The sequence below is a fragment of the Lentzea sp. NPDC003310 genome, assembly GCF_040610935.1.
Lineage (GTDB): Bacteria > Actinomycetota > Actinomycetes > Mycobacteriales > Pseudonocardiaceae > Lentzea.
The window spans coordinates 293,222-317,769 of sequence record NZ_JBEXNC010000008.1; the positions used below are offsets into that span (position 1 = coordinate 293,222).

27 protein-coding genes and 1 pseudogene are annotated in these 24,548 nt (G+C 71.2%); 17 read left to right on the top strand and 11 right to left on the bottom strand.

The window, feature by feature from the left end; all coding sequences use genetic code 11:
- Nucleotides 1–16 precede the first annotated feature (16 nt).
- On the top strand, nt 17–850 hold the full coding sequence (locus tag ABZX02_RS18580; RefSeq protein WP_355299656.1) for an endo alpha-1,4 polygalactosaminidase: 834 nt from the start codon (nt 17–19) through the stop codon (nt 848–850).
- A gap of 40 nt (nt 851–890) precedes the next feature.
- On the opposite strand, the gene ABZX02_RS18585 is transcribed toward ABZX02_RS18580, so the two are convergent.
- The gene (locus ABZX02_RS18585; RefSeq protein WP_355299658.1) at nt 891–2,117 is read right to left on the bottom strand and encodes a PHB depolymerase family esterase; all 1,227 of its coding nucleotides are present in this window, start codon (nt 2,115–2,117) and stop codon (nt 891–893) included.
- Between the two features lie 129 nt (nt 2,118–2,246).
- Here ABZX02_RS18585 and ABZX02_RS18590 point away from each other — a divergent pair, with 129 nt between their 5' ends.
- The 4 genes from ABZX02_RS18590 (at nt 2,247) to ABZX02_RS18605 (ending at nt 6,531) form a co-directional block, all read left to right on the top strand.
- Nucleotides 2,247–3,080, top strand: a complete 834-nt coding sequence (locus ABZX02_RS18590; protein ID WP_355299660.1) for a PhzF family phenazine biosynthesis protein — start codon at nt 2,247–2,249, stop codon at nt 3,078–3,080.
- Nucleotides 3,081–3,159: 79 nt separating this feature from the next.
- A complete protein-coding gene (locus ABZX02_RS18595) occupies nt 3,160–4,620 on the top strand; it encodes a SpoIIE family protein phosphatase (protein WP_355299661.1) in 1,461 nt (486 codons plus the stop codon).
- Entirely contained in the window at nt 4,617–5,633 is a 1,017-nt protein-coding gene (locus ABZX02_RS18600; RefSeq protein WP_355299663.1) for a cobalamin-dependent protein, read from the top strand. The genes ABZX02_RS18595 and ABZX02_RS18600 overlap by 4 nt, the downstream gene beginning before the upstream one ends.
- A gap of 127 nt (nt 5,634–5,760) precedes the next feature.
- Nucleotides 5,761–6,531 carry an MHYT domain-containing protein gene (locus ABZX02_RS18605; RefSeq protein WP_355299665.1) on the top strand — a complete coding sequence of 257 codons (771 nt, stop codon included), beginning with the start codon at nt 5,761–5,763 and terminating at the stop codon, nt 6,529–6,531.
- Nucleotides 6,532–6,535: 4 nt separating this feature from the next.
- Here the strand turns inward: ABZX02_RS18605 and ABZX02_RS18610 are convergent, their stop codons facing one another.
- Nucleotides 6,536–6,724, bottom strand: coding sequence for a Smr/MutS family protein (locus tag ABZX02_RS18610; protein WP_355299666.1), 189 nt, complete (start codon nt 6,722–6,724; stop codon nt 6,536–6,538).
- A gap of 50 nt (nt 6,725–6,774) precedes the next feature.
- Nucleotides 6,775–7,974 (bottom strand): MFS transporter, encoded by a 1,200-nt coding sequence (locus ABZX02_RS18615; RefSeq protein ID WP_355299668.1) that lies wholly within the window; start codon nt 7,972–7,974, stop codon nt 6,775–6,777.
- Between the two features lie 73 nt (nt 7,975–8,047).
- On the opposite strand from ABZX02_RS18615, the gene ABZX02_RS18620 reads away from it, so the two are divergent.
- The gene (locus ABZX02_RS18620; RefSeq protein ID WP_355299670.1) at nt 8,048–8,488 is read left to right on the top strand and encodes a helix-turn-helix transcriptional regulator; all 441 of its coding nucleotides are present in this window, start codon (nt 8,048–8,050) and stop codon (nt 8,486–8,488) included.
- Here ABZX02_RS18620 and ABZX02_RS18625 read toward each other — a convergent pair whose 3' ends face one another.
- The 3 genes from ABZX02_RS18625 to ABZX02_RS18635 are packed head-to-tail and all read right to left on the bottom strand — an operon-like array spanning nt 8,489 to nt 10,107.
- The gene (locus tag ABZX02_RS18625; protein ID WP_355299672.1) at nt 8,489–9,154 is read right to left on the bottom strand and encodes a DUF1345 domain-containing protein; all 666 of its coding nucleotides are present in this window, start codon (nt 9,152–9,154) and stop codon (nt 8,489–8,491) included.
- Nucleotides 9,147–9,488, bottom strand: a complete 342-nt coding sequence (locus ABZX02_RS18630) for an STAS domain-containing protein (protein ID WP_355299674.1) — start codon at nt 9,486–9,488, stop codon at nt 9,147–9,149. Before ABZX02_RS18630 ends, ABZX02_RS18625 begins: the two co-directional genes overlap by 8 nt.
- A gap of 1 nt (nt 9,489) precedes the next feature.
- Complete coding sequence (locus tag ABZX02_RS18635; protein ID WP_355299676.1) at nt 9,490–10,107, bottom strand: DsbA family oxidoreductase; 618 nt, start codon at nt 10,105–10,107, stop codon at nt 9,490–9,492.
- Nucleotides 10,108–10,180: 73 nt separating this feature from the next.
- On the opposite strand from ABZX02_RS18635, the gene ABZX02_RS18640 reads away from it, so the two are divergent.
- Together ABZX02_RS18640 and ABZX02_RS18645 are read left to right on the top strand one after the other, a co-directional pair.
- Entirely contained in the window at nt 10,181–11,191 is a 1,011-nt protein-coding gene (locus ABZX02_RS18640; RefSeq protein ID WP_355299678.1) for a GTP-binding protein, read from the top strand.
- 10 nt (nt 11,192–11,201) lie between these two features.
- Entirely contained in the window at nt 11,202–11,393 is a 192-nt protein-coding gene (locus ABZX02_RS18645; protein WP_355299680.1) for a GTP-binding protein, read from the top strand.
- A gap of 25 nt (nt 11,394–11,418) precedes the next feature.
- Here the strand turns inward: ABZX02_RS18645 and ABZX02_RS18650 are convergent, their stop codons facing one another.
- Nucleotides 11,419–12,597 (bottom strand): mannosyltransferase, encoded by a 1,179-nt coding sequence (locus tag ABZX02_RS18650; protein WP_355299682.1) that lies wholly within the window; start codon nt 12,595–12,597, stop codon nt 11,419–11,421.
- Between the two features lie 86 nt (nt 12,598–12,683).
- Between ABZX02_RS18650 and ABZX02_RS18655 the strand changes: the two genes are divergently transcribed.
- The gene (locus ABZX02_RS18655) at nt 12,684–13,565 is read left to right on the top strand and encodes a hypothetical protein (protein WP_355299684.1); all 882 of its coding nucleotides are present in this window, start codon (nt 12,684–12,686) and stop codon (nt 13,563–13,565) included.
- Here the strand turns inward: ABZX02_RS18655 and ABZX02_RS18660 are convergent.
- The gene (locus tag ABZX02_RS18660; protein ID WP_355299686.1) at nt 13,519–14,595 is read right to left on the bottom strand and encodes a glycosyltransferase 87 family protein; all 1,077 of its coding nucleotides are present in this window, start codon (nt 14,593–14,595) and stop codon (nt 13,519–13,521) included. The two genes, ABZX02_RS18655 and ABZX02_RS18660, sit on opposite strands and share 47 nt — an antisense overlap.
- A gap of 206 nt (nt 14,596–14,801) precedes the next feature.
- Here ABZX02_RS18660 and ABZX02_RS18665 point away from each other — a divergent pair, with 206 nt between their 5' ends.
- The gene (locus ABZX02_RS18665) at nt 14,802–17,165 is read left to right on the top strand and encodes a tetratricopeptide repeat protein (RefSeq protein WP_355299687.1); all 2,364 of its coding nucleotides are present in this window, start codon (nt 14,802–14,804) and stop codon (nt 17,163–17,165) included.
- Here ABZX02_RS18665 and ABZX02_RS18670 read toward each other — a convergent pair.
- Nucleotides 17,119–17,619 (bottom strand): methylated-DNA--[protein]-cysteine S-methyltransferase, encoded by a 501-nt coding sequence (locus ABZX02_RS18670; RefSeq protein ID WP_355299689.1) that lies wholly within the window; start codon nt 17,617–17,619, stop codon nt 17,119–17,121. The genes ABZX02_RS18665 and ABZX02_RS18670 overlap by 47 nt on opposite strands.
- A 106-nt stretch (nt 17,620–17,725) precedes the next feature.
- Here ABZX02_RS18670 and ABZX02_RS18675 point away from each other — a divergent pair, with 106 nt between their 5' ends.
- Nucleotides 17,726–18,259, top strand: a complete 534-nt coding sequence (locus ABZX02_RS18675; protein WP_355299691.1) for a hypothetical protein — start codon at nt 17,726–17,728, stop codon at nt 18,257–18,259.
- A 72-nt stretch (nt 18,260–18,331) separates the two neighbouring features.
- Nucleotides 18,332–19,162: an alpha/beta hydrolase gene (locus ABZX02_RS18680; RefSeq protein WP_355299693.1), complete on the top strand. Its 831-nt coding sequence runs from the start codon at nt 18,332–18,334 to the stop codon at nt 19,160–19,162.
- Nucleotides 19,163–19,186: 24 nt separating this feature from the next.
- Here ABZX02_RS18680 and ABZX02_RS18685 read toward each other — a convergent pair whose 3' ends face one another.
- Nucleotides 19,187–19,771, bottom strand: coding sequence for a TetR family transcriptional regulator (locus ABZX02_RS18685; protein ID WP_355299695.1), 585 nt, complete (start codon nt 19,769–19,771; stop codon nt 19,187–19,189).
- A gap of 95 nt (nt 19,772–19,866) precedes the next feature.
- Here ABZX02_RS18685 and ABZX02_RS18690 point away from each other — a divergent pair, with 95 nt between their 5' ends.
- Nucleotides 19,867–20,895, top strand: a complete 1,029-nt coding sequence (locus tag ABZX02_RS18690) for an NAD(P)-dependent alcohol dehydrogenase (RefSeq protein WP_355299697.1) — start codon at nt 19,867–19,869, stop codon at nt 20,893–20,895.
- Between the two features lies 1 nt (nt 20,896).
- On the opposite strand, the gene ABZX02_RS18695 is transcribed toward ABZX02_RS18690, so the two are convergent.
- Complete coding sequence (locus ABZX02_RS18695) at nt 20,897–21,706, bottom strand: SDR family oxidoreductase (protein WP_355299699.1); 810 nt, start codon at nt 21,704–21,706, stop codon at nt 20,897–20,899.
- Nucleotides 21,707–21,793: 87 nt separating this feature from the next.
- On the opposite strand from ABZX02_RS18695, the gene ABZX02_RS18700 reads away from it, so the two are divergent.
- The 4 genes and pseudogenes from ABZX02_RS18700 to ABZX02_RS18715 all read left to right on the top strand — a co-directional run bounded on the left by ABZX02_RS18700 (nt 21,794) and on the right by ABZX02_RS18715 (nt 24,545).
- A complete protein-coding gene (locus tag ABZX02_RS18700) occupies nt 21,794–22,219 on the top strand; it encodes a MarR family winged helix-turn-helix transcriptional regulator (protein WP_355299701.1) in 426 nt (141 codons plus the stop codon).
- A gap of 154 nt (nt 22,220–22,373) precedes the next feature.
- Nucleotides 22,374–23,363: a S1 family peptidase gene (locus ABZX02_RS18705; protein ID WP_355299702.1), complete on the top strand. Its 990-nt coding sequence runs from the start codon at nt 22,374–22,376 to the stop codon at nt 23,361–23,363.
- Between the two features lie 60 nt (nt 23,364–23,423).
- Nucleotides 23,424–23,764, top strand: a pseudogene (locus ABZX02_RS18710) (MmcQ/YjbR family DNA-binding protein).
- Between the two features lie 46 nt (nt 23,765–23,810).
- Nucleotides 23,811–24,545, top strand: coding sequence for a GntR family transcriptional regulator (locus ABZX02_RS18715; protein ID WP_355299704.1), 735 nt, complete (start codon nt 23,811–23,813; stop codon nt 24,543–24,545).
- The last annotated feature ends 3 nt before the right edge of the window (nt 24,546–24,548 follow it).

A 24,548-nucleotide genomic window follows, 5' to 3' on the forward strand; every position in this document is an offset into this window, starting at 1 on the left:
AAGGAGTTAGGCGCTGATGACATCCCCTGCGCGCGCCCTCGCCGGAACCGCGCTGGCCGCGGTCGCCCTCGCGGCCTGCGTCGCCGCACCGCTGACCTCGTCCGCCTCGGCACTGGCGGTGGAGCTGCCGCCCACCGGCGCGGTGCTCGACTACCAGCTCGGCGCGGCCTACACCCCGCCGAGCGGCGTGACCCTCGTGACGCGCGACAGCACGGCCGGCCCGGCGGCCGGCATCTACACCATCTGCTACGTCAACGGGTTCCAGACCCAGCCCGCCGACCGCGCCGTCTGGCTGAACCAGCGCGGGCACCTGATCCTGAAGGACTCGTCGGGCAGGCCGATCATCGACCCGAACTGGCCGGACGAGTTCCTGCTCGACACCTCGACGTCGGCGAAGCGCACCGAGCTCGCCTCGATCATCGGCCGCACCATCGACACCTGCGCGGCGAAGGGCTTCAAGGCCGTCGAGGTCGACAACCTCGACTCCTACCTGCGTTCGCGCGGCAAGCTGAGCGTGGACAACAACCTCGCCTACGCGAAGCTGCTCGCCGACCGCTCGCACGGCAAGGGCCTCGCCATCGGCCAGAAGAACTCCGCCGAGCAGGCCTACCGCGGACGCACCGAAGTCGGCTTCGACTTCGCGGTCTCCGAGGAGTGCCACCGCTGGGAGGAGTGCTCGTCCTATTCGGACGTGTACGAGGAGCACGTGATGGACATCGAGTACACCGACGACCTGCGCGGCACGTTCGAGGACGTGTGCAACGACCCGGACACCCCGGCCACCACGACGTTGCGCGACCGCTACCTGGTCGATCCGGACGACTCGGACTACGCGTTCGACCACTGCTGACGGGACCGGGGGTGGCGGCGCGTGCCGCCACCCCCGGCGGTCAGCACTTCACCCAGTGGTTCGGTGAGGTCTGCCGGAGACTGCTGTTCGTGTAGATGTTCCACAGACCCAACGCCTGGTTCGAGCCGAGCGCGTAGGTCTGGCCGAACGACGCGTACGCGCGCGCCGCGACCGTGTGCGCGTAGTTGCTGGCGGTGACGCACTCCCCCGTGGGCGGGTTCGTAGTCGTAGTCGTAGTAGTGGGCGCAGGGCCGCCGTTGCTCAACGCCTTCACCATGTTCACCACGGCGGTCATCTGCGGGCCGCTCTTCAACGGGTACTGCGCCGACTGGTACCCCCACCAGTCCCAGCAGCCGCGCGGGTTCGCGGTCGACGTGGTGGCCTGCGGGTAGAGCACGATCATGCCGTTGGTGTCGGCGTACTCGTTGAGGTAGGCCTTGTCCATCATGGCGTTGCCGATCTGACCGTACGTCTGCTGGCAGCCGTGCAGCGCCACCATCAGCTTGCACGGCCCGGTCTCGCACGACCGCGGCACATACGCGAACCCCTCTCGGCCCATGGTGATCGCCGACGCGCTGCCGCCGGGCGCGTAGGTGTTCTGGTCGAACTGCACGAGCTTGCCGGTCAGGGTCGGCGCGGCCGCGTTCACCGAGCCGAACAGGTGTCCGAGCATCGTCCGGACGACGTCGGCCGAGCACTTGTTGATGTACGGCGAGGCCGTCGAACCGCACGCGTTGGGGCCGATCGGGCTGATCCACGCGTGCCCGGCCGCGGTGGCGTTGTCGTAGACGACGCGCGAGCCGAAGTCGCGGTAGTAGGTGGCGAGGTCGTTGTTCACCGCGGCGTCGACCGTGTCGTCGGCGGTGCCGTGGAAGAGCCAGACCGGGTCACCGGAGAGGTTCTGCGGCGGGTCGACGGTGCCGGCCGCCGCCCGGTCGCGGGTGAGCTGCTCGAGCTGCGCGGGGGTCTTGCGGGCCTGGAAGGTGTCCATGCAGGCGAGCAGAGCGGTGTTGACGTTGTTCTGCGCGCAGTCGTAGGGACCGGCGGAGAAGATGCCGGCGCCCTGGAACAGACCGGAGTACGCGACGTGCAGCTGGTTGGCCATGTACCCGCCGGAAGAGATGCCGCTGACGTACGTGCCGGAGATGTCGTACCTGGTCAGTGCGCCGGGCTGCGGGGTCGGGACCGCCGCGAGCGAGATCGACAGGGATGCGGTGGCCAGACCGGTGGCCGCCGCCAGTGCCACGAGCGCGTTCCTCAATCGCATGTGTTCGCCTCCGTCGTTGCAGGCAGGACGACCGAGGTTAAGAGCCGGTAACTGGTCGGCACCACGTGTGACGGCACCACTTCGCGCCGTGACCGGACGTTGCCCACCGCCATTGACTAGCTTGGCGGCATGCGGACGTTCAGCCAGGTAGACGTGTTCACCGACGAGTTCATGAAAGGCAACGCGCTCGCGGTCGTGCACGACGCCGAGGGCCTGACCACGGAACAGATGGCGGCATTCGCGAACTGGACGAACCTCGCGGAAACGACTTTCCTGCTGCCCGCCGAGGACCCCGCCGCCGACTACCGGGTGCGCATTTTCACCATCAGCCGCGAACTGCCGTTCGCGGGCCACCCCACGCTCGGGTCGGCGCACGCGTGGCTCGAGGCCGGGAACACGCCGCGCGACCCCGCCCGGCTGGTGCAGGAGTGCGGTGCCGGGCTCGTGGACGTGCGCCGCGACGGCTCGCGGCTCGCGTTCGCCGCTCCTCCCCTGCTGCGCGGCGGACCGGTCGACGACCACTCCTCCCTGGCCGAGGCGCTCGCGATCACGCCGGCGGAGATCGCCGGGGCGCAGTGGGCCGACAACGGACCGGGGTGGGTCGCGGTGCTGCTGCACTCGGCCGAGGCCGTACTGGCGCTGCGGCCCGACTACCAGCGGTTCGGCGAGTTCCGGGGCATCGGCGTGGTCGGGCCGCACCGCGAGGGAGGCGACGCCGCGTTCGAGGTGCGGGCGTTCATCAACGAGGGCAGCCGGTTCGAGGAAGACCCCGTGACGGGCAGCCTCAACGCCTCGATCGCGCAGTGGCTGATCCCCGCCGGCATCGCCCAGCGGTCCTACGTCGCGGCGCAGGGCACCGCGCTCGGCCGGAGGGGACGCGTCCACCTCTCCCAGGACGACGACGGCGGGATCTGGGTGGGCGGGAACAGCGTGTCCGGCATCACCGGACGGGTGATGCTGTGATCGTCCTCTGAGGACCACTACCCGCTCTGCGGCGTTTCAAACGTTGTTCTTGATCGGGTTCGGATGAAACAATTCCGACGTGGTCACGGTATCCAGCTGGCTGCGTTCTCCGTGCCCCGCGCTCGTCGTCGACACCTCGGGTGCCGTGCACGGCATGAACGACGCGGCCAGGTCCCTGCTCCCGAACGACGTCTTGCCGCACGACTGGCGGCACGGCGAATCGGTGCACGTCGCGGAACGCACGTTCGCCGCCCACCGGGTCGACCACGAGGACGGCTCGATCACGTGGTGGCTGCTCGACGAGACCGAGCTGCTCCTCGAACGCGAGCGGGCCGCGCTGCTGGCGCAGATGTCCAGCGATCTGATGACCTCGCTCAACCCCGAGCGCTGCATGACCGTCGTCGCCGGGCTGGCCGCCGCGCACCTCGCCGACGAGGTGCTGGTGATCGCGCCGCCGTCGGCCGACGGGCACCCCGTGACGCGGTGCCGGCGCGGCGAGGAGCCGACGTACGAGCTGCGGCACGTCGACGTCGAAGAGGTGATCGGGCTCAGCGAGGCGCTGCGGGGGTTCCCGCCGGTGCCGTCGCGGTGGATCGACCCGTCCGCGGCGCCGGAGTGGCTCGCGGACGACGTGGCGTCGATCGTCGTGACCCCGCTGCCCGGCCACGGCGTGCCGGCGGGCGCGTTGATCCTGATGAGGCGCTCCGAGCAGTTCACCGAGGACGAGGAGGCGTTCGCGCGCCTGTTCGCGTCCCGCGCCGGTGTCGCGATCTCGGCGGCGAGCCTGTTCACCCAGCAGGCCGTGATCACCGAACGCCTCACCCGCGACCTCCTGCCGCCGGCGCTGCGCCGCTACGCGCACGTCGAGCTGGCCGGGCGGTACCGGGCGTCCGGCGCCACCGAACGCGTCGGCGGCGACTTCTACGACGTGCACGAACTGCCGGACGACCGGCTGTTCGTGGTGCTCGGCGACGTCTGCGGCAAGGGCCTCGACGCGGCGGCGCAGACCGGCAAGGTCCGCACGGCCGTGCACGCGCTGCTGCAGGTCGTGACCGACCACGACCAGGTGCTGCACGCCCTCAACCAGGCGCTGCTGACCACCGACGAGTCCCGCTTCATCACCACGGTCGTCGGCACGGTCACCCCCGTCGAGGAGGGCCTGCACGTGCGGCTGACCTCCGGCGGGCACCTGCCGCCGCTGATCGTGCGGGCGAACGGTGAGGTCGAGGTCGCCGCCACCAAGGGCACGCTCGTCGGCATCCTGGAGTCGATCATCACGGCGACCGACGAGGTGGTGCTGGCGCCGGGCGACTCGTGCCTGCTCTACACCGACGGCATCACCGAGGCCCACGGCGGCCCGCTCGGCGACGAGGAGTTCGGCGAGGAACGCCTGCGCCGCGCGCTGAAGGACTGCGGCGGCATGCCCGCCGAGGCACTGGCCGAACACGTGCACATGCTCGCGGCGCAGTGGGTCGGTGAAGGCGCGCACGACGACATGGCGGTTCTCGCGATCACCGCACCGCGAAAGAGGTCAGCGTGACGACCATCGAGGACGTGGGCCTGGTCGACTCCCTCTGGGAGGCCGCGCTCGAAGGCGACGAGCACCGCGCGACCGACGTCGTCCTCGCGGCCGCCGAGGAGCACGGCCACGAGGTCGTGCTGCTCGACGTGATCGGCGCCGTGCAGCAGCGGGTCGGCCGCGAGTGGGCCGCGAACCGGATCAGCGTGGCGCAGGAGCACGCGATCACCGCGATCAACGACAGGGCCGTGACCGCGTTGTCGATCACGAGACCCCGACGAGCGCCCGAGCACGGCCGCGTGACGGTGGCGTGCGTGGACGGCGAGTGGCACGCGCTGCCGGCCCGGCTGCTGGCGGAGGTGCTGGCGCTGCGCGGGTTCGCCGTCGACTACCTCGGCGCGCAGGTGCCGACCCCGCACCTCATCACGTACCTGCACCGCACCGGACCGGACGTGGTGGCGCTGTCGAGCTCGATCGCGACCAGGCTCCCCGCCGCGCACGCCACGATGACCGCGTGCCAGGCGACGGGCGTGCCGGTGATGGTGGGCGGCGCCGCGTTCGGCCCGGACGGCGCCTACGCGCGGAAGTTCGGCGCGAACGCGTGGGCCGCCGACGCCCGCTCGGCCGCGGACATGCTGGTGTCGCAGACGATCCCGCGTCCGTCGGCACCGCACCAGCCGATCGACGACCTGCCGCACCTCGCGGACCAGGAGTACACCTACGTGTCGCGCAACGCGCGTGACTTGGTGCGCACGGTGTACCGGGACCTCGAAGCGGTTCTGCCCATCATGAAGTCCTATAGCGACGAACAACGGCAGCGCACGGCCGAGGACCTGGCGCACATCGTCGAGTTCCTCGCCACCTCTCTGTACGTGGACGATGACTCGCTGTTCCTGTCGTTCCTCTCGTGGACCGGCGACGTGCTCGACGCGCGCGGCGTGCCGAGTCGTGTGCTGCAACCGACTCTCACCGCTCTGGCAGCGCGGCTGCGCGATTTCCCGCGCGCCCAACGGATGCTCATCCAGCGGTCCTAGGTAGACACAGAGTAGTCCTGTGTGGACGGACGCGTCGCGTGCCCGTCCGATCGCGCTTCGTGTTGTCACTTTCCCTTGTCCCGCACGGCCTTGCGCCCGATAGATTCGAAATGTTTTCATCTCGCGCATGGACATGGGGACGTTCACGCCGTTGGCGGCCTACGCGGTAGCCGTTCTCGGCTCCGTCCTGGGCCTTCTCTCCGCGGAACGAGCACGCCACGCGGCCCGCACGACGCGCAACTGGTGGATCGCCGTCGCCGCGGTGTCGATCGGCGGGCTCGGCATCTGGGGCATGCACTTCACCGCGATGCTCGGCACGTGGATGGGCGCCAACGTGTCCTACGACATCCCGATCACGTTGCTGAGCATGGTCGTCGCCATCGTCGTGGTCGCCGCGGGCCTGTTCCTCGTCCGCCGCTACGGCATCAACGGCGACACCCGCTTCTGGCCGCTGGCCGCGGGCGGCCTCGTCACCGGTCTCGGCGTCGCCGCGATGCACTACACCGGCATGGCCGCCATCGTGATCAACGCGCAGGTCTCGTACAACATCGGCCTGGTCGCGCTGTCCGTCGTGATCGCCGTCGTCGCCTCGACCGTCGCCCTGTGGTTCACCCGCAAGGTGAGCGGCTTCCTCGCCGTCATCGGCGCCGCCCTGGTGATGGGCGTGGCCGTCACCGGCATGCACTACACGGGCATGTACGCGATGAACATGGCGCACGACCACAGCGCATCGATCATCGCGGGCAACTCGCAGGAACTGATCACGTCGCTGATCATCGGCGGCGCGGGCGTCAGCGTCATCATCATCTTCCTGCTGGCCCTCACGTCCGACGACCAGGAGAGCCGCGAGGAGGCCGAGCTCCTCGACCGCGTGATGAGGCGCACCAGCGGCGCCTGAGCGCTCACCTCAGGTGCACGAGCACCACGCCGTCGTTGCCGGGAGCGGTCTCGACGCGCCGGTAGAGCTTCTTGACGTGCGGCTGCCTGAGCATCGCGAGCACGCGGGTCCGCAGCTTGCCCGACCCCTTGCCGGTGATGATCTCGACCAGCGGCACGCGTTGCCCGGCGGCGCGGAACAGCGCCGCCCGCACGGCCTGGGCGATGTCCTAGTCGCTGCGGAAGATCGGGTGCAGGTCGACGGTCAGCTTGTCCGGCACACCGCCATTCTGCCCGAGCCGTCCCACCTCGTCGCGAGCCCCGCGAGAGCACCCGCCGCCGTGAGCACGCACGCGACGACCACGGCGGCGGACAGCGAGAACGCTTGCGCGAGAACCGGTCCCGCCAGCGCGCCGACCAGCGTCGCCAGAGCCTCCGCGGTCAGGAACACCGCGCTGATCCGGCCGAGCACCTCGTTCGGCACCGCCCGCTGCAACGCCGTCTGCGGTGTCACGAGCGTCATCGAGCCGAACACGCCGATCGCGACGGCGGCCGGCAGCGCGACGGCCGGCGACGTCGATCCGAACAGGACGAAGAACGCCGCGGAGGTCGCCAGCTGGCTCGCCGCGAGCAGGTGGCGGGGCCGCACCCGGTCGACCAGGCGGCGGACGAGGACGGCGCCGAGCAGGAACCCGGCGCCGAGCGCCGACACCACGAACCCGATCTGCTCGCTGCCCCCGAGCCGCTCGATCCCGAACGGCACCAGCAGTGCGCTGAGCGACGCGTTCGCCGCCAGGAACACCGCCGTCAGCGGGAGCAGCGCCCGCGCGATCGGCAGGTCCCGCAAGGCTTTCGCGCCACCGGCGAGGCCGGCCCGCGCTCGCCCGGACGTCCCGGCGACGCGCGTCGTGGCGGCGATCGCGGCCGCCGAGACGAGGTAGCTCGCGACGTCGATCCAGATCAGGGTCTGGAAGCTCGTGAGGGTCATGATCGCGGCGCCGAGCGGGGGCGCGACCAGCCGGACCGTGCCGTCGACGGCGGCGTTGAGCGCGTTGGCGCTGCTCAGGCCGGTACCGGTGCCCACCACGGCCGGGACGTGCGCCTGGGCGGCCGGGCGGAACAACACCGCTCCCGCGCTCTCGGCGACCAGGGCGGCGTAGACCAGCCAGAGCGAGTGGCCCGCGGTGGCGAACAGCATCAGCGTCACCGCGAGCGCGCGGACCAGGTCGGCGGTGATCATCACGCGACGCCGGTCCCAGCGGTCGGCCAGGACGCCCGCGACGGGGCCCAGCAGCAGGGGTGGCAGGTGCTCGGCGACCAGGGTCAGGCCGGTGGCGAGGAGGGAGCCGGTGAGCGCGTACACGTGGGCCGGGATCGCGATCACCAGCAGCCACGAACCCAGCAGACTCACCGTGCGTCCGGTCCACAGCAGCCGGAAATCGCGCACTCTCAGCGCTTCGAGCACCGCCCACCCCCAGGTAGTATTCTTGTCAGAATAAGAGCGGCGATCGAAGTGTCTTGTCAAGATAGGAGCGGCCTTGTCGAACGAGCCCATCGGGCCTCGGCTGCGCGCCCTGCGGCAGGCGTCGGGGCGCACCGTCGCCTCGGTCGCCGCCGACGCCGGGCTGTCCGTGCCCTACATCGCGAACCTGGAGAACGGCAGGGGCAACCCGACGACCAACGCGCTGGGCAGGCTCGCGGCCGCGCTGGGCACCGAGCTGTCGATCGGGTTCTCGGCGGAGACACCGCCGGCCGCCGCTCCCGCGCCGCCGGGTGTGGTGAAGCTGAGCAGGAGCAAGCGCTTCCGGGCCACCGCGGCCGTGCTCGCCGAGCGGTCGGGGCAGGACCCGCAGGACGTCGCGGCGCGGTTGATCAGCGCGTGCGCCGTGCTCGCGGAGGTGTTCGGGCACGAGCCGGGCGAGCACGACTGGTGGCGGGTGCTCGACGCGCTGGTGCTCGTCGCGGAGCACCCCGCGTGATCACTGGCTGCTGATGCTCGCGACCAGGTTGATCGTCGTGGCCAGCACGCCGGTGCCGAACAGGTACGACAGCAAGGAGTGCTTCAAGGCCGTGCGGCGCATCTCGCGGCCCGACAGGCTCGTGTCCGACACCTGGAACGTCATGCCGATGCTGAACGCCACGTACGCGAAGTCGCCGTAGTCCGGCGGTTCGGGCTGGTTGAAGTCGATGCCGCCGTCCGCGCCGTAGTAGTAGAGGCGGGCGTACCGCAGGGTGAAGATCGTGTGCACGACTGTCCACGACAGCACCACGGACAGCACGCCGAGGCCCACGCGCAGCAGTTCGGAGCCACCGGTCGTGTGTGCCGCACGGGCCAGTACGAACCCCACGGACACGAGGCTCGCCAACGCCGCCACGAGCAGCAGGACCTCGGCCACGCGACGTGTGGGGTCGTTGCGGATGGCGTGCTGTGCGGTCTCCTCGGCGTCCATCGGCCAGATGACCATCCACGCGCGCACGAGGTACACGAGTGTGGCGACGTCCCAGCCGACCAGCAGGCCGAACTCGCCGTGACCGGTCAGCGTGACGGCGAGACCGGCCACGACGCCCGCCGCCACCGCGACGACGACCTTCGTGCGGTCCAGCACGTACCGGTCGGGCAGCGGGCGGGACGGCAGGTCAGGCACGGAGCGCCGAGTCCAGGTCCAGGTAGAGGTCCAGGGTCTCGTTCAGCAGGGTGGCCTTGAGCGCCCGCAGCACGCTGCCCCGCGGCGACACCAGGCGCAGCGCGGTGCCGCGTTCCTCGCCGCGCTGGTGGTACTCGACGAGCACGGAGAGGCCGACGGACGCGAAGAACTCGACCCCGCTGAGGTCCAGCACGACGGGGACCCCCTCGGCGAACGCCTCGGAGAGCTTGTCGCGCAACAGTTCCGCCGTGTACGAGTCGACCTCGCCCTCGGCCCGCAGGACGACGACGTCCGCGAGCTTCTCCGATTCGACCTTCAGCAGCGCCTCGTCCATCTCACGCCTCCCAAGCCTGCGTCAGCGCCCGTTCGAACAGCTCTACCGGCTGTGCGCCGGCCACGGCAAGACGCCCGGCGAGCACGACGAACGGCACGCCGGAGACGCCGAGCTCACGGGCGCGCTGCTCGTCGGCCCGCACCTCGTCCGCGTAGGCGGTGGGGTCTTCGAGCACGGACTTGACGTCGGTGGCGTCGAGCCCCGCCTCGACGGCGATCGCGGTCAGCGACTCGGGGGTGAACAGCGACCGCGCCTGGCCGAAGTTCGCGTGCAGCACGGCGTCGAGGACCTGCGGCTGCACGGCCCTGTCCTGCGCGAGGTGCAGCAGGCGGTGCACGTCGAACGTGTTGCCGACCTCGCGGTCGAGCCGGTACTCGAGGCCCTCGTCGCGCGCCAGCTGGGCGACAGACTCCTCCATCTCCGCGGCGCGCGGGCCGAACTTCGCGGCGAGCATGTCCTGCACGGACTCCACGCCGGTCTTGGCGGGATCCAGCTCGAACGCGCGGTGCACCACGGTGATCTCGGCGCGGTGCTCGAACGCGGCGAGCGCCTTGTCGAAGCGCGCCTTGCCTATGTAGCACCACGGACAGATGACGTCAGCCCAGAACTCGACCTGCATCGTTCGATCATGTCATGTCCTGCGGGGACCGTCCGTTCAGAAACGATAATCGTTGTCATGTAGGCTGCGTGCCATGGCAGCACGGGTCGTATTGGTAGCCGGGTTCACCCACCACGACGTCGCGGACGAGCTCTGGCGGGCGTCACCGGAGTCGTCGCTGGTCAGGCATGATCTGAGCGGCCTGGCCGACGGGGTGGTGCGGCGCTGGGCGGACGGCCGGCTGACGGTGCTGGAGCTCGCGCACGGGTGCGTCTCGTGCACGCTGCGGCTCGACCTCGTCCCGTTGCTCGAACGCCTCGACGGGCGGGTGATCGTGCAGCTCGACCCGATGCTCGAACCGGAGGCCGTCTGCTTCGCGCTGAGCGAGACCGAGGTCGAGGTGGAGGCCGTCGTCACCGTGGTCGACACCGCCACCTGGCTCGACGACGCGACCGGCACGGACTCGCTCGCCGACCGGGGCATGCGCGCGGCGGAGGGCGACGAGCGGACCGTCGCGCAGGTCGTGGTGGGTCAGGCCGAGTTCGCGGACGCGCTGGTGCTGACCGGCCCGGCCGACCCGGTGCTGACCGCCGTGCTCGACCGCCTCTCCCCCGCCGCGCCCCGCCGACTGATCTCCGAGGACGTCGCCGCGCTGCTCGGCGAGATCCCCGCGACGGCCCGGCGGGGCGAGATCGACGACGGGTTCGGCTCGCTGCTGTTCGGGCGGCCGTCGCTGGAACCGGCGCACGGCGTGTCCGTCGTCCACTTCACCGACCGGCGCCCGTTCCACCCGATGCGGCTGCACGACAGCATCGACGTGCTGCTCGACGGCGTGGTCCGGGTGCGCGGCCGGGTCTGGGTGGCGAGCCAGCCCGACGCGGCGCTGTGGCTCGAGTCCGCGGGCGGCGGGCTGCGCGTCGGCAACCTGGGTCCGTGGGAGGGCGAACGCGACCAGGAGATCGTCGTGATCGCCCGCTCCGCAGACACGGCGCACATCACCACCGCGCTCGAGAACGCTCTCGTCACCGACGAGGAGCTGGGCCTGATCACCGAGCTCGACTTCGCCGACCCGTTCGCCGACTGGCACGAGGAGCTGGAACTCTGATGCGCACCCCGTGACCGTGCTGTCCGGCTTCCTCGGCGCCGGCAAGACGACGCTGCTCGACCACGTGGTCGCGAACCGCGAGGGCCGCCGGGTGGCGGTGATCGGGAACGACACCGGGCCGCTACGACCCGATCACCGTCGCGCAGGCGCAGGAGCCGGCCGGCACGCACGTCCCGGAGACCGGGGAGTACGAACCTCGTGATCGAACCGGGTCAGCCGCTCACCGACTACAAGCTCGCAGCCGGCCCGGACGTCTGGCGGACGTTCGCCGACCCGTTGCCGGAGTGGGACCTCGCCGACCTGCACGACCACGCCAGCGTGACCAGCGCGAGCGCCGGGTAGAGCCAGCCCAGCGCGGCGAGCGGCCACGGTCGCGGGATCTCCCAGATCGACGGTTGCAGGTCGATCAGCACCGTGATCAGGTCCGACAGGACAGCGACCGCCCACACCCCGGCGAGCACGAGGTTCCGCCGCGCGTAGACCAGCCACAGGACCAGCGGGATCACCCACAGCCAGTGGTGGCTCCACGAGATCGGCGAGACCAGCAGGCCGAACAGCTGCACGACTACCACGGCGAAGAGGGTGTCGCCCGCGCGCACGGCGTTGCGCAGCGCGAACCCGGTCAGCACGGCCGACACCGCCACCGCGAGCAGCCACGGCCACGACATCTCCACGTCGTGGCCGAGACTGCGCGACAACGCGCCCCGCAGCGACTGGTTGATCACCGATCCCACCGGCCCGACCCGGTCGGCGGCGCCCAGCAGCTCGAACCAGTAGCGCCGGGAGTCCCCCGCCGACACCCCGAACCCGAGCGCGACGGTGATCAGGAAGCCCGCCACGGACCACAGCGCGGCCTTCCACCGGCGGGTGGCGAGGAAGTAGAGCCCGGAGATCGCGGGGGTCAGCTTCAGCCCGGCGGCGACGCCGACGCCGAGACCGGCCACCGACTGCCGCGCGGCCACCACCGCGGCGAACGTGCCGGCGACCAGCACGAGGTTGATCTGCCCGAAGTCCAGCGTCTTGCGCACCGGCTCAAACCACAGCGCGATCGCGGTCCACAGCAGTGCGCGCCGCTCGTCGTGCGGCCGGTCCAGCAGCTTCAGCGACGTCCGCACCAGCCACCACAGGCAGACCAGCGACAGCACCTGCCAGACGACGCGCGCGGCGGTCCACGGCAGGGCGGACAGGGGCAGGAACAGCGCGGCGGCGAACGGCGGGTAGGTGAACGGCAGCGGGAAGTCCGCCGTGAACGGCATGTCGATCGAGTAGAGCTGATCGCTGCGCACGTTCGGGGCGAGGGTCCAGTAGACCTTGAGGTCGATCATCCCCCACTTCGCCGTCGCGACGTAGGCGGCGAGGGACAGGCACAGCACCCACGGCGCGAACTTCAGCAGGCGCTGCTCCATCACTCCCACTTCATACCAAAGGCTGGTTTCGACACAGGTGCAGGGGTTTCGCGCAACGCCCGTCCGATGTGGAACGTCACCCGGACATGATCTGGACAGCACTGACCACGACCGGCGTGCTCGTCGCCGCACTGGCGGCCCCCGCGCACGCGCAGACCGGCCAGGTGGTGACGCGGGTGGCCGAACCGGACCGCGCGGCCGCCCTCGCCCACTGGACGCCGGAACGGATGAAGGCGGTCGGCGACGGCGACCTCCCGCCCGCCGAGCAGATCTCGAAGCCGTACGACGGACCTGCTCCGGGCGTGGGCAGGCTGTTCCTGTCCACCTCGCTCGGCCAGGACCAGTCCTGCACGGCCACCGTGGTGCCGAGCGCGACGAAGGACGTGGTGCTCACGGCCGGGCACTGCGTCAACGGCGGCTTCGACCGCTGGGACAACCCGATCAGGATCCTCCACGTGGTGTTCGTGCCCGGCTACGACCGCGGGGAGCGGCCGCACGGCGTGTTCGCGGCGCGGGCCTTCGCCTGGTCCGACACCTACCGGGGTCCGTCGAGCGGCGAGGACGACGACGCGGTGGTCGCGCTCGACCCGGTGGACGGCCGGCACGTCGAGGACGTGGCGGGTTCGCAGGACGTGTCGTTCGACGAGGTGGGGTCGCCGGTGGACGCCACCACGCTCGGGTACCCGGTGTCCGCGCTGGCCCGGGGCGAGGAACTGCTGTCCTGCGCGCGGCCGGCGACGCTCGAGACCAACTCGGTGATGTCGGCGTGGGAGACGGACTGCGACCTGGCGGGCGGGTCCAGCGGCGGGCCGTGGCTGCGCGGCTTCGACCCGGCCACCGGCAAGGGGACGATCTTCGCCGTGACCAGCCGGGGCACGATGAACGAGGACCTCGTGACGACGGACCTGTCCGCGGCGAAGCTCACCGCGGCGGTGCGGGCGCTGTACGAGAGGGCGCAGGACCTCTGACGACCTGGTGCGCGGCCAGGAGCGCGAGGGCCGTGACCGTCAGCCACACGTAGGTGTCGAACTCGTGCATCCGCGTCACGAACACCAGGAACACCCCGGCGAACGCGGGCCAGTGGCCGCGCAGTGCCAGGAACACCAGCACCGGCGCGCACCACACCCAGTGGTGCAGCCACGAGACGGGTGAGGCCAGCAGCCCGGCGCCCGCGATGACGAACAGCGCCACGAGGTCGTCGCGGGTCCGCCGGGCCACGTGCACCGCGACCGCCACCACGGCGGCCGCGAGCGCCGCCCACAGCACCGTCTCGACGCCGGGCGCGAGGCCGAGGCCGCGCAGCAGGCCGCGGATCGACTGGTTGGTGGACAACGACATGTCGCCGATGCGACCCGGGTCGAGCAAAGCGTGCAACCAGTACCGCACCGAGTCCTGCGGTGCGGCGAGGAAGCCGACGACCGCGAGGCCCGCAAAGGTGATCATCGAGGTGATCGCGGCCCGCCAGTCGCGCTTGACCACGAAGTACAGCACGAACACCGCGGGCGTCAGCTTGATCGCCGCGGCGACCCCGATCAGCACACCGCGCCACCGCCGGTCCGACACCAGCAGGACGTCGACCACCACCAGTGCGAGCAGGAACAGGTTGATCTGGCCGTAGCCGTATGTCGTCCACACCGGGTCCAGTGCCAGCGCGCCGATCGCGGCGAGCGGGCCGACCGTCCACTTCAGACCGGGCCGGACCCTGCCCGTCACCGCGACGCACACCACCGTGAGCGCGACGAAGCCGGCCGCGACCACCAGCGGGTTCCGCAGCGCGTCCGGCACCAGGGTCAGGCCGCTGAACAGAACCGCGGCGAACGGCGGGTAGGTGAACGGCAGCCGCGGGTCGAGCGGCGGACCGGTGAACCCGGCGTACAGCGACCGGCCCTCCAGCCAGGCGAGGCCGCCGAGGCGGTACACGTCGAGGTCGATCGGGTAGTGACCGGACCACGTCGTCAGCAGCCACCCGAGTGCGGCGCACCAGAGCACGAGGACCACTGGAGAAAGAATTCTTCGCGGAACCAGATCGGATTTCCGCGTCAGGGAAGCGGTGGACACCTTTCCGAAATTAATGACGGCGAAAGCTGTTCACCTTGCTGAACAACCGGCAGAACCACCGGCAGAAGTCTTCCCGCCAGCAACGACGGGCGGGCCGGAACGTCCATCAGGAAGCATAATGCGCAGGAGTGAAGAGGGGGTGCGCAGTGAGCACGACAGCGTTCGGGGACTTCCTCCGCTTTTATCGATCGCGTGTTCCGCTGACGCAGGAAGAACTCGCCGAACGCACCGGGTTGAGCACGCGGGCGATCAGCGACATGGAACGCGGCCGCACGCTGAGCCCGCAGTTCCGCACCGTGCAACTGCTCGTGACCGGGCTCGGGCTCGCCGGCGAGGAGGCCGCGGAGTTCACCTCGCTCGCCCGTGCCAGCCGGGTGGTCGCAGCCCAGGAACGGCCCGACGCGCCGTTCGCCGTGGCCTCCTCCTCACTGCCACCGGTGCTGATCGAGCTCACCGGCCGGGAGGACGAGGAGGAGCTGCTGGACGGGTTCGCGGCGGACGCCTCGTCGTCGTCCCGGCTGCAGATCGCGGTCGTGCACGGCGCGCCCGGCTCCGGCAAGACGGCGCTCGCGGTCGACGCGGGTCACCGGCTGGGCACGCGGTTCGCCGACGGCTGCGTGTTCCTCGACCTGCGCGGCACCGACCCGGAACCGCTGACGCCCGACAGGGCCGCGCACCGCCTGCTGCGCTCGTTCGGGGTGGACGAGCGCCAGATCCCCGCCGACCCGGACGACCGGCTGTCGCTGTACCGCTCGCAGCTGCGCGACCGGACGGTGCTGCTGGTGCTGGACAACGCGGCGAACGAGGCGCAGGTGCGCCCGCTGCTCGCCTCCAGCCCCGGCACGCTCGTGCTGCTGACCAGCCGCCGCACGCTGACCGGGCTCGACGTGCGGCACCGGCTCGCGCTGGAGTTGTTGCCGCCCAGCCGTTCCGTCGACCTGCTGCGGGTCGTGACGGGACCGGAGCGCGTCGACGCCGAACCCGAGGCGGCCGCGCGCGTCGCCGAACTGTGCGGGGGCCTGCCGCTCGCGTTGCTGATCGCGGGCAACCGCCTGACCAGCCGTCCTCAGTGGACGATCGGCCACCTCGCCGGTCAGCTGGAGGACGAGGGCCGGCGGCTGTCCGTGCTGCGGGCGGGCGACCTGGAGGTACGCGCGGCGTTCGAGATCTCCTACCACCAGCTCAGTCCGGGTGCCGCCACGGTGTTCCGCAGGCTCGCCCTGGTCCCGAGCCCGGACGTCGGCGCCGGTCTCGCCGCCGCGCTGACCGACCACGCCGAGGAGGCCCTGGAGGAACTGGCCGACGCGGGCCTGCTCGGCATCAGCGACACTCCCGGCCGGTACACGCGCCACGACCTGTTGCACGTCTTCGCCTCCGAACGCCTCGCGCTCGACGACGACCCCGAGACCGTCCTGGCCGCACGCACGCGTCTGCGCCACTGGCTCCTCGACACCGCGACCGAGATGGCGCTGCGGTTCGACCAGGACGCGCCCGCACGCCCGGCGCACGACAGGGAGACCGCGGCGCGCTGGCTCGAGCTCGAACTGGAGAACTGGCGCACGGCGGTCCAGGCCGGTCTGGACGCGGGCGAGCACGACCGCGTTCTCGCACTGGCACAGGCGATGCACTGGTACTCGGACATGCACGGCGTCGGCGAGCTGTGGCACGAGGTCTTCGCGGCCGGCGCCCACGCGGCCCGGCGACTGGGCAACGCGCGGGACGCCGCCGAGCAGCTGAACTACCTGTCGTGGGCGCTCTACGCGTTGTGCGGCCAGCCGCACGAAGCCCTTGCGGTGCACGAGGAAGCCGCGGCGATCCCGGTCGACGACACCGTGACCGAGGCCTGGACGTGCTACTACGGCTCGGCGATCCGGCGCCGCGTCGGCGAGCCGGACAAGGCCGTGAGCCTCGGCCGCCGCTGCGTCGAGCTGTTCGACCGCGCCGGCTACCGCATCGGCGAGAACCTGGCGCTGTCCCTGCTCGGCGTGATGCTGCACGCGGCGGGCGACCTGGCGGAGGCCGTCGAGGTGCAGCAGCGCAGCGTCGAGAAGCACCGCAAGGCCGACGGCGACGACGAGCTGCTGTCGATGATGCTGATCCGCCTCGCCACGACCAGGGCGGCCTCCGGCGAGGTGCCGGCCGCGCTGGACCTGCTCGACGAGGCGGAGTCGTTGTTCCGCAGGCATTCCAACACCGCCGGCACCGCGCGCGTGCGGCACGTCCGGGGCGTCGTCCTGATGGACGCGGGCCGTGCCGCCGAGGCCCGCGACCACCTGCGGGCCGCCCTGGACGAGGCACGGCTGTCCGACCAGCGCGTCGAGATCATGGACCGCCTGGCCGAGATCGCCGACACGGCGGGAGATCCGGCCCAGGCCCGTGAGCTCCGGGTGCGGGCCCTCGCCGAGTGCGACCGCTACGACACCCCGGCCGTCCGCGTCACCGCGGCCAAGCTGACCGCGGCACTCAGAACAGGCGCCCGTCCTCTTCCGCAGGAGGTTCCTCGAGGCTGAGGAGGTAGCGCTTGCGGTCGAGCCCGCCCGCGTACCCGGTGAGGCTGCCCGCCGACCCGACCACGCGGTGGCACGGCACGATGATGCTGATCGGGTTCCACCCGTTGGCGTTGCCGACCGCCTGCGCCGCCGCGGGATCGCCGAGCTCCGCGGCCAGCTGCCCGTACGTGCGCGTCTCGCCGTAGGGGATCCGCGTCAGCAGCGCCCAGACCTTCCGCTCGAACGCCGAGCCGCGCGGTGCCAGTTCGAGGTCGAAGGTCCGCCTGGTACCGGCGAAGTACTCGTCGAGCTGGCGGCGCGCGTCGGCGAACCCGTCGGCGGTGCGCGGGCCGAGGTCGGTGACGCGCGGGGTGCGGAGGTGGCCGTCGAAGTACAGGCCCAGCAACGCCGTGCCCTCGCCGACCAGGGTCAGCTCGCCGACCGGTGAGTCGACGATCGCGTGGTGGACGGACATCCGGGTCTGCTCCTGTCGGGCGGGGACGGTTCAGCCTAGGTGAGCGGGTGCGAGGCCTTCACGGCATCTGCACGGAACGCCCACAACTCCGCGTTAGCTTCTGGAAGTGCTGAGAGAACGACGGTGGCAGGTCGCCGTGAGCGGCCTGGTGCTGGCCGCGGGTGCGTACGCGCTGGCCGGTTGGATGTTCGGGCTGATGATCGTCGCCGGGACGTGGGTCGTGCCGGCCTGGGTGCCCAGTGCCGCACTCCTCGTGGTGGCGTTCGTCGTCGCACTGGTCCGGCGGGTCCGGCTGTCGTGGCCGAGCCGGGTCGTCGCGGTGCTGACGTCCGCGGTGGCGCTGCTGTCCTGGGTGGGCGACCTGTCGGCGACCTACACGGTGCTGCCGGCCTCGCCGGACGGCTGCCGCGTCGTGGTGCGGGAGTCGTCGTTCCTGTTCGCGGGTGACGGCGAGGTGTTCCTCACGTCGCCGTTCGGGATCGGACCCGGGATGGGCACGTACCAGACCGACGACGGGTACCGGCCGGTCACGGTCGGCGACTACGAGTTCCGCTGGGAGTCCGGCGTCGGCCGGTTGAGCTTCACGGGGAACTCGACCGACCCGATCCTGCGGTCGACGATCCGGACGCTCGAGTGCTGACCCTGGTTGACACGAAAAGCTAATGCCGTTAGCTTTTAGCTAATGACGTTAGCTTCACGACCGGAGGACCTGATGACCGAGCGCCTGACCGTCGACGGCAAGACCCTCGCCTACGAGCTGAGCGGGAAGGGACCTCTTGTCGTGCTGGCCCACGGCATCGGCGACAGCAGGCACTCCTACCGGTTCCTCGCTCCCGCCCTCGTCGCGCAGGGCTACCGGGTGGCGAACCTCGACCTCCGCGGCTGCGGCGACTCGGACCTCGGCTGGGACGGCTACAGCCGCACCGACATCGCGGGCGACCTCGTCGCGCTGGTGCGCGAACTCGGCGGCCCTGCTGTCCTCATCGGACAGTCCATCAGCGGTGGTGCGGCGACGATCGCCGCCGCGACGGCGCCGGAACTGATCAGCGGGGTCGTCGAGCTGGCGCCGTTCACCCGCGCGCAGTCGTTCGACCTCGCGGGCCTCGTCAAGGTGAAGCGCTACCGCAGCGGGTACTTCCAGCTGGCGCAGGTGCTCCTCCGCGGGCGCGTCGAGAACTGGAAGCGGTACCTGGACATCGCGGTGCCGGTGAAGCCCGCCGACTGGGACCGGGAGCTCGGCCGGATCGAGGCCAAGCTGCGCGAGCCCGGCCGGATGCGGGCGTTGCAGGCCATGGGCAAGGCCAGCCCCGCGGACGCCGGTGCGCAGCTCGCCCACGTGCGGTGCCCCGTGCTCGTCGTCGAGGGCAGTGCCGACCCCGACTGGGCCGACCCGCGCGCGGAGGGCGAGAGGATCCTCGCCGACCTGCCCGCCGGGCTCGGTGAGCTCGCGGTCATCGAGGGTGCCGGGCACTACCCGCACGTGCAGACGCCCGACGAACTCCTGTCGCTCGTCGTTCCCTTCCTGGAGAAGGCGAACGCCTGACAGCGAGTCCGGCCGAGGCCGGACTCAGGGTGCGATGACCCGCCGGACGCTCTCGCGCAGCAACGCCCGGCGCTGCTCGTGCACGTCGTCGGGCTCGCCGGCGGTCGCGGTGTAGACGTTGCTGACCGGCGACCAGGCCATGGACATCGCGATCACCATCGCCATCAGGTCGAACGGGTCCCCCGCGCGGACCAGGCCCGCCTCCTGCGCGTCGGCGATGGCGCGCAGCTTCGAGGCGTCCACCCGGTCGGCGTCCGCGACGAGGTGCCCGGACGGACGTCGCTCCAGACGGGTCCAGGTGGCCAGGCGGATGAGGTCGGGCCGGCGCAGGTACTCGTCGTAGAGCCGCACCGCCCAGTCCGCCAGGTCGGTCGCGTCGATCGGGACGACCGTCATGATGCGTTCCAGCGACGCGAAGAAGATCTCGTCGAACAGGCCGTCCTTGCTGCCGAAGTACGCGTAGAGCTGGGCCTTGTTCGTGCGGGCCGTCTCCACGACGCGCTCGATGCGGGCGCCCGCGATGCCGTACCGGGCGAACTCGTCGGTCGCCGCCTCGATGATGCGGTCCCACGTGGCGGCGCCACGCGCGGTCAGGGGCTTCTCGGCCATGCGCGCGACCCTAGCAACAGAACAGTCGGTTTGCTTTCCCGCCCGAGCGGGGTACGGTCGGAGAAACAAACCGACTGTTCTGTTTAGGAGAAGCGATGCGCGCCACCACCGGCTGGCAGGTCACTCGCGACGGCCTGCGCCCGACCCCGATCGAGCGCCGCGACCTGCGACCGGACGACGTCGCGGTGCGGGTGGACTTCTGCGGTGTCTGCCACACGGACCTGCACGCCGTCCGCGCCCACGAGGACGGCCCGCTGGTTCCCGGCCACGAGTTCACCGGCGTCGTCACGGAGGTCGGGTCCACCGTGAGCCGGTTCGCCGCCGGAGATCCGGTCGCGGTGGGCAACATCGTCGACTCGTGCGGCAAGTGCGCGATGTGCCTGGGCGACCAGGAGAACTACTGCGCCGAGTTCCCGACCCTCACCTACGGCGGCACCGACCGCCACGACGGCACGACGACCCTCGGCGGTTACTCCCGCGAGTACGTGGTGCGCGAGGAATTCGCCTATCCCCTGCCGCCCGGACTGGACCCGGCCGCCGCCGCTCCCCTGCTGTGCGCGGGCATCACGGTGTGGGAACCGTTGCGCGCGTTGAACGTCGGCGCCGGCACCCGCGTGGCCGTGGCTGGTCTCGGCGGGCTCGGGCACCTGGCGGTGAAGTTCGCCGTCGCGCTCGGCGCCGAGGTGACGGTGCTCAGCCGCACGCCGGACAAGGCGGAGGACGCGTTGCGGCTCGGCGCCCGTGACCTGCTGGTGTCGACGGACGAACGGCAGCTCGCCGCCGCGGCCCACCGGTTCGACGTGCTCGTCGACACCATCGCCGTGCCGCACGACCTCAAGCCGTACCTCGGGGTGGTGGCCGTGGACGGCACGCTCAGCCAGGTCGGCTACCTCGGGTCCACGACCGTGGACACGATGGACCTGTTGCTGGGCAGGAAGAAGCTCAGCTCGTCCGGCAGCGGCGTGCGCGCCCAGACCGCCGCGATGCTCGAGTTCTGCGCCGCGCACGGCATCACCGCCGACGTGGAGGTGCTGCCGTCCCGCCAGGTCGACGCGGTCCTGGACCGGTTGTCCCGCAACGACGTCCGCTACCGGTTCGTGCTCGACCTGTCCGATCTGGACTGACTCAGGGCAGGTCGGCGACGACGTCCAGGCCGAGCTTGCGGTTCAGCGCGGCGACGGCGTTGGTGACCGTGCGGCGCGGCATCACCCGCGCCACCAGGGTGGCGAGCCGGCTCGTCCCGCGACCGGGGTAGGAGGCGGTGCGCCCGCGCGCGAAGTCATCGAGCGTGCGGACGGCCACGGACTCGGCCGAGTCGGTCACGCGCGGGTCCATCTTCGCGGTCGTGCCGTCGAAGAAACCGGTCTCCGTCGCCCCGGGGTGCGCGCCCATGACGCGGACACCCGAGCCGCGCAGCTCCTCGGCGACGGCCTCGGTGAACGACAGGACGAACGCCTTCGTCGCGGCGTAGCTCGCCTGGAAGGGCATCGGCTGGAACCCCGCCGTCGACCCGACGTTGATGACGCCGCCCGCTCCCCTGGCGACCATCTGGCGGCCGAACAGGTAGGTGAGCTCCATCAGCGCCGCGACGTTGAGCGCGACCGACTGGGCGCTCTGCGCGAACGGGCGCTCGAAGAACCGGCCGGCCGAGCCCGATCCGGCGTTGTTCAGCAGCAGGTCGACCTGGAGTCCGCGCCGCGCGACGGTGTCGACGAGCGCCTCCGGTCCCGACGGGGCCGCGAGGTCGAGGCCGATGACCTCGGCCCGCACGCCGTGCGTCGTCCGCACCTCGGCCGCCAGGTCCTCCAACGCCTCCGTGGTGCGCGCGACGAGCACCAGATCGGCGCCCCTGCGGGCCAGTTCCCGCGCGTAGGCGCGTCCGATGCCCTTCGACGCTCCGGTGACGAGCGCGGTGATGCCGGTGAACGAGTACATGGACGTCTCCAGTAGTTCGAGTCTCGAAGTATCTTGCCGCCGAGCATAACAAGTTCGAGACTCGAAGCAAGTTGCTAGACTGGCGGCATGACCGAGGACGGGCAGGTGGCGGCCATCCGAGCCGTGCACGAGGTGTTCATGCGCACCGAGGCGGCGATCACCGGCCCATTGGCGGAACTGGGCCTCACCACCGCGACCGCACAGGCGCTCTGGGCGCTGGACCCCGGCGAGGAACCGCCGTCGATGAAGGCCGTGGCCGCCCGCCTGCACTGCAACGCGCCGAACCTCTCGTTCGTCGCGGACCAGCTCTCCACCCGCGGACTGGTCGAACGCGTCCCCGACCCGCGGGACAAGCGGTCGCGCGCGCTCGTCCTCACCGCCCAGGGCGAGCAGGTGCGGGCCGAGGTCCTGCGCATCGTCACCGAGCGCAGCCCCCTGTCGGCGCTGACGCCGGACGAGCTGACCACCCTTCTGTCCATTTTGGACAAAGCAGCGGAAACCCCTGGGCGCTAATACTATTTTCACCCGCGGCACTTTTTAAGAGCACGCGGCGACGTCTCAATTGACAAATATTATTAGACATCTGGACGTTCTCCGATCGCGCCCAGCACTCTGGTCCTCCGTACCGGCGAGCCGCCCGCCTCCGTTCCGGCAGCCAGGAGAACCGATGAGCCGCACCACTGTGCTCAGATTCGCCTCGATCGCCTTCCTCGTCACGAGCTTCGCCGTGCACGCGCCCCTCGCGCAGGCCGCTCCCGGAGCCACCGCGGGCTCCTACCTCGACGACGCGGGACGACTTGTCGTCACCGTGACGGACGAGGCCTCCGCCAGGGCCGTGACCGCGACCGGCGGCCAGGCCAGGGTCGTCGCGCACAGCGCCGCCGCGCTGCGGGCGAGCAGCGACGTGCTGGCACGGGAGGCGACCATCCCCGGCACGTCCTGGGGCACCGACCCGGTGACCAACCAGGTCGTGGTCTCGGCCGACTCGACGGTCACCGGCGCGGCCCTCGACCGGCTGAGGTCCGTGATGAAGGGTCTCGGCACCACCGCACGGCTGGAGCAGGTCCCTGGAGAGTTCCGCACGACCATCCGGGGCGGTGACGCGATCCTCGGCGGCGGCGTGCGCTGCTCGCTCGGCTTCAACGTCAAGACGCCCGGCACCAGCACCGCGTACCTGCTGACGGCCGGGCACTGCGGCAACGCCACGTCGACCTGGAGCACGTCCGGCGGGCAGGCCATCGCGACCCGCGTGGGCACCAGCTTCCCCGGCAACGACTACGCGTTGTTCCGCTACACCAGCGGCATCGACCGTCCTGGCGAGGTCAACCTCTACAACGGCACGATCCGCGGCATCGACACGGCGGCCGACCCCGTGGTGGGCCAGACGGTCGGCCGCAGCGGCAGCACCACCGGGTTCCACCGCGGCAAGGTCACCGGCCTCGGCGTCACGGTGAACTACGTGGACGGCACGACCGTCACCGGGATGATCGCGACGACGGTGTGCGTGCAGGGCGGCGACAGCGGCGGGCCGTTGTTCGCAGGCAACACCGCGCTCGGTCTGACCTCGGGCGGCAGCGGGAACTGCACCAGCGGCGGCCGGTCGTTCTACCAGCCCGTCACCGAGGCGCTGCGGGCCTACGGGGTGGTCGTCTACTGAGTCGGGCGAGGTTCCATTCGTCCAAGGCGGACGGTGCCGGCCACTGCGACGATGGCCGGCATGACCACCTGGGACGACGTCGTGTCGCTCGCCGCCCGGCTGCCCGAGGTCGAGGAGTCGACCTGGTACCGGACGCCGGCGCTGAAAGTGGCGGCAAGGGCTTCGCCCGGCTGCGCTCCGAGGCCGAGGGCGGGCTCGTGCTGATGTGCGGCCTCGACGAGAAGGAGGCGCTGCTCGCGTCCGGTGACCCGGCGTTCTACACCACCCCGCACTACGACGGGTACGGCGCCATCCTCGTCGACCTGACGGCCGTGGACCCCGGCCAGCTCGCCGAGCTGGTCGAACAGGCGTGGCGGCTCAAGGCCCCGGCGAAGGTGCGGGCCGCACACGACGGAGGCTGACACCGGACCGTTGACCGTACAGGTACCAGACAGGTACGTTCGCTGTATGACCAACGAGTCCGGTGCCGCTCGTGTCCGATCGTCGCTCAAGCGGCAGGAGGTCGCAGATCGGCTGCGCGAGGCGATCAGATCGGGTGAGCACCCGGCCGGGTCGCTGCTGCCGGGCGAGAACGAGCTGGCGCGGCGGTTCTCCGTCAGCCGCAGCACGATCCGCGGCGCGCTGGAGGGTCTCGCGCGGGACAACCTGATCGAGACGCAGACGGGTGTCGGCTCGTTCGTCACCTTCGACGGCCGGCAGCTCGACGAGTCGCCGAGCTGGGGGCTCGCGCTCGCGATGACCGGTGTCCACACCCGCGCCGAGATCGTCCGGGCGGAGCGGGTGGTCGATCCCGACCTGGCCGCCACGGTCGGCGCGGGGTCCATGGAGTTCCTGGCGCTGGACCGGATCCGCCGGCTCACCGGCGACGGCACCGCGGTCTCGCTGGAACGCAGCCGGGTGCCCGCGGTCGGGGCGCTGGCGCGGGTGCCCGAGGACGGGCTCGCCGACGACTCGCTGTCCGAGACCATGACCGCGGCCGGGCTGGTGCCGGCGCGCGGCGACCAGTGGATCGCGGTGGCGGCGCTCGGCGAGGAGGACGCGCGGTTGCTCGGCCGGGAGCCGGGCACGATGTTCCTGCACACGACCCGGATCGCGCGCGACGCCGAGGGCGACTTCGTCGAGAAGGTCGTGAGCTGGCTCGACCCCGCGCGGTTCCGGCTGCACGTGAGCTTCGGGGGCTGAGCG